At 66.0% G+C, this 6,963-nt stretch carries 7 protein-coding genes; 5 read left to right on the top strand and 2 right to left on the bottom strand.

The window, feature by feature from the left end; translation table 11 throughout:
• Positions 1-71 precede the first annotated feature (71 nt).
• On the bottom strand, positions 72-1,670 hold the full coding sequence (locus tag ABLE94_RS16970; protein WP_348809347.1) for a Rieske 2Fe-2S domain-containing protein: 1,599 nt from the start codon (positions 1,668-1,670) through the stop codon (positions 72-74).
• An 84-nt stretch (positions 1,671-1,754) separates the two neighbouring features.
• On the opposite strand from ABLE94_RS16970, the gene ABLE94_RS16975 reads away from it, so the two are divergent.
• Positions 1,755-2,615, top strand: coding sequence for a DUF5134 domain-containing protein (locus tag ABLE94_RS16975; RefSeq protein ID WP_348807126.1), 861 nt, complete (start codon positions 1,755-1,757; stop codon positions 2,613-2,615).
• A 79-nt stretch (positions 2,616-2,694) separates the two neighbouring features.
• Positions 2,695-3,462, top strand: coding sequence for a lysophospholipid acyltransferase family protein (locus tag ABLE94_RS16980; protein WP_348807125.1), 768 nt, complete (start codon positions 2,695-2,697; stop codon positions 3,460-3,462).
• Position 3,463: 1 nt separating this feature from the next.
• Here ABLE94_RS16980 and ABLE94_RS16985 read toward each other — a convergent pair whose 3' ends face one another.
• Positions 3,464-4,345, bottom strand: a complete 882-nt coding sequence (locus ABLE94_RS16985; protein WP_348809348.1) for a LysR family transcriptional regulator — start codon at positions 4,343-4,345, stop codon at positions 3,464-3,466.
• 99 nt (positions 4,346-4,444) lie between these two features.
• Here ABLE94_RS16985 and ABLE94_RS16990 point away from each other — a divergent pair, with 99 nt between their 5' ends.
• From ABLE94_RS16990 to ABLE94_RS17000, 3 genes are read left to right on the top strand one after another with little or no spacing between them, the layout of a single operon-like run.
• Positions 4,445-4,852: a YybH family protein gene (locus ABLE94_RS16990; protein WP_348809349.1), complete on the top strand. Its 408-nt coding sequence runs from the start codon at positions 4,445-4,447 to the stop codon at positions 4,850-4,852.
• Between the two features lie 36 nt (positions 4,853-4,888).
• Positions 4,889-5,716: a lysophospholipid acyltransferase family protein gene (locus ABLE94_RS16995; protein WP_348809350.1), complete on the top strand. Its 828-nt coding sequence runs from the start codon at positions 4,889-4,891 to the stop codon at positions 5,714-5,716.
• Positions 5,713-6,552, top strand: a complete 840-nt coding sequence (locus ABLE94_RS17000; protein WP_348809351.1) for an HAD family hydrolase — start codon at positions 5,713-5,715, stop codon at positions 6,550-6,552. The genes ABLE94_RS16995 and ABLE94_RS17000 overlap by 4 nt, the downstream gene beginning before the upstream one ends.
• Positions 6,553-6,963: the final 411 nt, after the last annotated feature.

Here is a 6,963-nt window from a genome sequence, read left to right on the forward strand (position 1 = left end):
GTCCCGGCGGCTCTTTCGGGTGACCCTGTTCGGGGGTCACATGGTGTGACCCCCGAACCTCTCACGACCTCTCAGCCGTCGAGGTGCTTGGCGCGCAGCTCATGTCCCTTGGACGTGAGGCAGCGGCCGGTCGGCAGATCCCACTGCCAGCCGTGCAGGTTGCAGGTCAGCTTCTCGCCCTCGATCACCCCGAACTTGCTCAGGTCGGCCTTGAGGTGCGGGCAGCGGCGCTGAATCTGCCAGCCGTCCTTGGTGATCGACGCCGAATCGTCGTGCGCCTCGGAGAACCAGCCGTCCGCGTAGGCAATGCGTTCGTCGGTGAGGCACTTGAAGAAGGTGTAGAGGTACTCGTTGTATCCGCCGATGCGCCAGGTGGTGAAGCGCGTCGACAGGAAGATGGTGTTGACCCAGTCCGGTTCGTCGTCGCGCAGGACGGTGCGCACGATCTCCGGGGAGATCCGGAAACCGTAGCGGTACTTGCCCTCTCCCTCCTTCGGCTCGCGAACGATGCGATTGGGGAAGTCCAGGACGACGGTCTCCTCGCCCATCACCAGACCGACCGGGTAGCCGATGCCGTCGCAGATCAGGTCGGAGGCGGCCATGATCGGCTCGAAGAGTTCCTTGAGCGGCGGCAGCAGCGGATCGCCCTCGGCCGACGCCCAGCCGGCCTTCTCCGCGGCGATCACCGGGGCGAACTTCTCCTTCATCCGCTCCAGATAGGCCTGCTTGTTCTCGCCGAAAACATCGTGCGGCGCATAGGGATGCGTGACGTCGTCGAGAACATCACCGGTGAAGTTCGCGACCGAACCGGACACCATCATCAGCCCACGATGCTTCACGCCGTCGTCGGTGCCGTGGATCCGCATCTGCTCCAGGAAGGTCTCCTGATCGGGGAAGATCGAGGTGACATCGCCGGGGCGTTCGTTGTCCGAACCCTCGATCCCCGAACCGAAGTCGTTGAGCGAGAACAGGTCCTCGTCGAGGAACATCGGCGGACCGGCCGACGGCACCACCCAGGTGGCGCCGACCTGCTCGATGTAGGACCGGGCCCGATCCATGCCCCGCTGACGCTTCTGTGCGGCGAAGTTCGCCTTGGACCGGCGGGGGATGTCGTAGACCATCGGATACCAGATGGCGCCCGAGTACTGCAGCAGATGCACGTCGACCCGACCGAACTGCTCGTCGATGACGTCGAGGTCGATGGGGCGGGCGTCGTTCATGTTGAACGCCACGGTCTCGCCGTCGTCGACGATGAGACCGGAGTCGCCGATCGGGCCGTCGGCGGGGGCACGCAACGCGATGATCATGACATCGAGGGAGCCCTTGGGGCCGGTGACCGTCGTCTTCTCCGAGTCGGTGGTCTCCACGAACTTGGTGAAACCGAGCTTCTCGAGTTCCCGCTTCAGATCCGGCACCGGGTAGTCGGGCAACAGCACCGTCGCGTCCTTGCTGACGTTGTCCCGCAGGTTCTGCTCGTCGAAGTGATCGCGGTGCAGATGCGAGACGTAGAGGTAATCGCACTGGCCGAGGGCCTTCCAGTCCAGCTCGGAATTGTCCGGGAACGGGATCCACGAGGCGAAATACGCCGGATTGGTCCAGGGATCGCAGAGGATCGACCCGGCCGAGGTCTGGATGTGGAATCCGGCATGGCCGATGCTGGTGATCTGCACGTGGGGCCTTTCTGCTTCGCATGCGCGGGGCTGCGCGCCTGTCGCTTCGACATACCAATCTAACGAGCCCGGCGTGGTGACGTCGTGGGCCGTAGGGCTGTGTTTGTCGGCGCCGCCTCCGGCGAGGCGTGTGCGGCCCTGTCGACGCATGACCGCGCTCACATCGCGGAACCGCAGGGCTGTCCCCGGCGACCACTGTCCTGGGTGATCGTGATGACCGCCCTGCAGATGACGACCGACCAGGTTCAGGGGAACGCCATGATCACGCTCGCCGACGAGATGCCCGGCATGCCGATGGAGATGCAGTCCGATATGCACGAGATGGCACCGGGGATCGACTGGTTCCCGCCCTGGCTGACGATCCTCGTGTCGATCCTGCTGCTCGGCGCGGCTCTGCATCACGTGCCGTGCGTGATCCGCGGACACGGAAATCGCTGGTTCCACCTCGGGCACATCGTCATGTGCCTGTCGATGATCTACATGTACCTGATCATGTCGTTCCGCCCGCCGGAGTCCTGGGGGCCGGATGTCTCGCGGGCACAGATGTGGTTCTTCGTCGTCATCAGCGCGCTCGTCCTGGCCTATCTCGTCAGCCTGCTCGCCCGCCGACGATCGTTCTCGTTGCTGTGGCTGCTGCTGCTCGCTCAGCAGGCCGGAATGATCTACATGTGGCTGCCGATGGCGTCGTGGAGCGGACTGCTCAGTGTCGTCCTGATCGTGTGGTTCGTCGCCGAGGCGATCGGGTGGCTCAGCGACATCTTCCGCGGATACTCGGTCGTGCCCCCGGGAGCGGGCAGCGATACCGGCTCCGAACACAGCCACACCGCCGGTGATGACGCCTACCTGCCGTCCGGGTGGCCGGACCGGCTGGCGATGGCGTTCATGGCGTTGAGCATGGCCTACATGTTCTTCGGGATGCAGGGCATGGCCGGGTTCTCGCTGTGAGTGCCGTGACGGCCGCGTCGGCGCCGAGTTCTCGGCACGCGGCTACGCACCCGTAACCACCTCGCTAAGCTCGTCTGTCATGGAACCCGTGTACTCGTCCGTCATCACCACCGCGCGCCTCCTGTGGCTGGCCGAGGGACTCAAGTTCTCGGTGTCCGGCGTCGAGAACGTGCCCAAGACCGGGCCCGGCGTCGTCGCCATCAATCACACCGGCTACCTCGACTTCACCTACGCCGGCATCCCGGCCTTCCTGCAGGGCAAGAGGTATGTGCGGTTCATGGCGAAGAAAGAGGTCTTCGACAACAAGTACTCGGGTCCGATCATGCGCTCGCTCAAGCACATTCCGGTGGATCGTGCTCAGGGGGCGGAGAGCTACCGGACCGCCGTCGAGTACCTGAAGGACGGCGAACTCGTCGGCGTGTATCCGGAGGCGACGATCAGCCGCAGTTTTGAGCTGAAGGAATTCAAGTCGGGTGCGGCGCGGATGGCGATCGAATCGGGTGCGCCGATCATCCCGACCGTCATCTGGGGCGCGCAGCGGGTGTGGACGAAGGGCCATCCGAAGCGGTTGGGTCGGACCAAGACGCCGATCGCCATCGGGGTGGCCGAGCCGATAGAGCCGGTCGGTGATCCCGACGCCCTCACCGCCCAACTACACAAGGTGATGAGCGAGAAGCTGCTCGAGTTGCAGGAAAGCTACCCCGATCATCCGAAGGGTGCGTTCTGGGTACCCGCGCGCCTCGGCGGCTCCGCGCCGACTCTCGAGGAGGCCAACCGGATGGACGCCGAGGAGCAGGCCGCGAAGGCGGCCAAGCGTGCGCAGCGTGAGGGTGGTTCGGCGGAGTAGGTCACCTCGTCACTCGGTCCACTCCGAAGGCTGTGCGGGCCCGGGTGACGAATGCCGCCACCGCCGGTGAGGGACTCCGGCGCCACAGCAGGGCCAGCAGCGCCTGCTCGTCGACGCCCCGAATGCGCAGGCCACGGATGGTGTCGGTGGCACCGGCCGCGATCGACTCGCTGAGGATGCCGACGCCGACGCCGCTGCGGACCAGGGCCAGGATCGCATCGGGTGAGCTGGCCTCGACGTCGATGCGCAGATCCGGACACCCGCGATCGAAGACGGTGCGGATGCCGGCGCCTCGCGGCAACCCGACGAGCGTTTCGGCCGCCAGGTCGGTGGGGGTGAGCCGGGCACGTCCGGCGAGGTGATGACCGCGCGGTACCACGGCGACGATGTGCTCGGCGATGATCACCTGGCAGGCCAGATCGGCCGGAGTGGTGCCGGCCAGGCCGGTGAGCGCGACGTCGAGATCGGCGGTGCGCACGCGGTCGGCGAGTGCCGGGGATTCGTCCTCGCACAGGGAGAACCGGACGCCGGGGTGAGCCCTCCGGAACCCGGCGAAGGCATCGAACAGTGCGCCGATGGTGCATCCATCGACCATGCCCACCGACAGCGATCCGGCTATGACCTGCCCGACGTCGGCGACCGCTGTTGCCGCGGCCGCCGCGGAATCCAGCGCCGCGCGAGCGTGCGGGAGGGCGGCGGCACCGGCGTCGCTGAGGGTGACGGTGCGGCCGACACGCTCGAAAAGTGCTGTGCCCCATTCGCGTTCGAGGCCGCGGATCTGGGCGCTGACGTTGGGTTGTGAGGTGTGGGTGAGTTCGGCCGCCCGGGTGAACGAGCCCGACTGTGCGACGGCGACGAAGTACTCCAGCTGCCGGAGTTCCATAACTGCCAATGATAGTTCAGATCAAAGATGCGTCTTGGACTTATGTGTGGATGCGTTCGATGCTGGAGGAGCACATCAACCACCGGAGAGGACGACCTCATGTCGACGGACACCACCCGACCCACCGCCACCCGACCCACCGCCACCCGACCCACCGCCGCCACCCCGGAGGACATCACCCGGCTGTTCGTCGAGTTCTCGAATGCGGGCGACGCCGACGCTGTGGCCTCGCTGTATCACGAGGATGCGGTGATGGCCTTCCCGCCGGGAGAGGTGACCCGTGGCCGCGATGCCATTCGCGATCTGTGGGCGACGGTGCTGGCCGACCGGCCGACTTTCACGCCGGAGCCGCCGCTGCCGACCCTGTATTTCGGTGACATCGCGCTCACCTCCACGCCGCCGAAGGACGGCGCGGGAGCGCGAGCCCAGGTGGTCGTGCAGCGGCCCGACGGATCGTGGGTGCGGATCATCGATCAGCCCGAGTTCGTGCGGTCGAGCGACGACTGAGGGTTCCCCGTCGGAGGCTACCGATAGGGTGGCCGCATGATGACTGCGGCCGGGCCGACCGGTTCCCGGTCCCGACCTCGGCGTCGGGAGCCGGTCTTTCGCACCCTCGAGATCATCGCCTCGACGCTGCGCCGTGCGCAGAACGTCGATCTGCAGTTCACCGGGCTCGACAACATCCCGGCCTCCGGCGGTGCGGTGCTGGTCCTCAATCACACGTCCTACGTCGACTTTCTTCCCGCTGCCCTCGGTTTGCACGCCGTCGGCCGTCGAATCCGGTTCATGATCAAGTCCGAGGTCATGGACATCGGCATCATGCGCTTCCTGGTCACGCACACCGGCACCATTCCGGTCGATCGTTCACAAGGTGCCGACGCGTATCACGCGGCGGTCGATTCCTTGCGCAGTGGTGAAATCGTTGCGGTCTATCCCGAGGCGACCATCAGCCGCAGTTTCGAGCTCAAGGAGTTCAAGTCCGGAGCGGTGCGGATGGCCGCCGAGGTGGGTGTGCCCATTGTTCCGGCGATCGTGTGGGGCGCTCAGCGTCAGTGGACCAAGGGCGGTCGGCGGAACATGGGACGCAGTGGGATCCCGGTCCGCGTGAGCTACGGTGCGCCGATTGTCGTCGATGTCGATGCCGACATGGATGCCGAGATCCTGAGGGTGCGCGACACGATGACGACGATGCTGCATGAGATCCAGGAGCACTACTCGCATCCGGCCGGTGAGTTCTGGGTCCCGGCCCGCCTGGGTGGGTCGGCGCCGACGCCAGAAGAGGCTGCGGTGATCGAAACCGAAGAGGCACAACGCAAAGCGGAGGCGCGGGCCGCGAAAGCCGCTGCGCATGACCGGAAGGCCGGAAAATGAGTGGCGTCGGGCAGCGACCGACCCTGATCGCGAGCGACGTCGACGGAACGCTGATCGACGACGACAATGTGGTGTCCGAACGGACCAAGTCGGTGCTGGCCAACGCCGTCGCCCAAGGGGTCGATTTCGTTCTCGCCACCGGACGTCCGCCGCGCTGGATCGCCGAGATCACCGATCAGTTCGATCCGTCGGTGCTGCCGGTCCGCCATGCGGTGTGCGCGAACGGCGCGATCGTCTACGACGTCGAGAGCGATCGGGTGCTGTGGGCGGCGACCCTGGCCCCGGAGGTGCTCATCGAGCTCGGAAGACTTGCCCTGGAACACCTTCCGGGCTGTGGTATCGCCGCCGAGCGGGTGGGGGAGTCGGCCCACGATGCCGCCACCGCACCCTTCGTTGCCACCGCCGGATACCAACACGCCTGGCTCAACCCCGACCACGTGGAGGTCGGCGACCACGAGATCTACACCGAACCGGCTGTCAAGCTCCTGGTGCGCGCGCCACGGATGCCCAGTGCCGAAATGGCACAACGGCTCTCGGGTCCGATCGGTGAGCTCGCCCAGATCACCTACTCCACCGACAACGGCCTGATCGAACTATCCCTGCCGGACACCCACAAGGCTTCCGGGCTGCGAAAGCTGTTGGAATACACCGGTAGTGACGCGTCCTCGACGATCGCCTTCGGCGACATGCCCAACGACGTCGAGATGCTCACCTGGGTCGACCACGGCGTGGCGATGGGGCATGCCCACCCCGCCGCCCTCGCCGCCGCCGACGAGATCACCGTCGGCAACAACGACGACGGCGTCGCCCGGGTCCTGGAACGCTGGTTCGGCTAGCCTGATCGCAGCGCCGGCGCTCTCAATCCCGTTGACGGCGCCCTGAATTACGTTGACGGCGCTCGGTATCCCGTTGACAGCGCCCTGAATTACGTTGACAGCGCTCACCTCGTCACTGACAGCGCTCCCTATTCCGTTGACAGCGCTCACCTCGTCACTGACAGCGCTCTCTATTCCGTTGACAGCGCTCATATTACGGTCGAGTCGGCCCCATCCCTCCGGTCGAGCCACATCCTCTCGCCGGTCGAGGCGGCCCCATCCCGCCGGTCGAGCCGGACGGAGCGCTAGTACTACAGCCGTAGATCGGGTTTATTGTTGTTGTGACCTGCGGTTTTGGTGGCATTGTTGGGCGCGTTTCTGGTGACGTCGGCGCCACAGGGTCCAGTCGAGGATGCGGTCGACGGCGTGCAG

The sequence above is a fragment of the Gordonia sp. VNK1 genome (assembly GCF_040049135.1).
GTDB classification, from domain to species: Bacteria; Actinomycetota; Actinomycetes; order Mycobacteriales; family Mycobacteriaceae; genus Gordonia; species Gordonia oleivorans.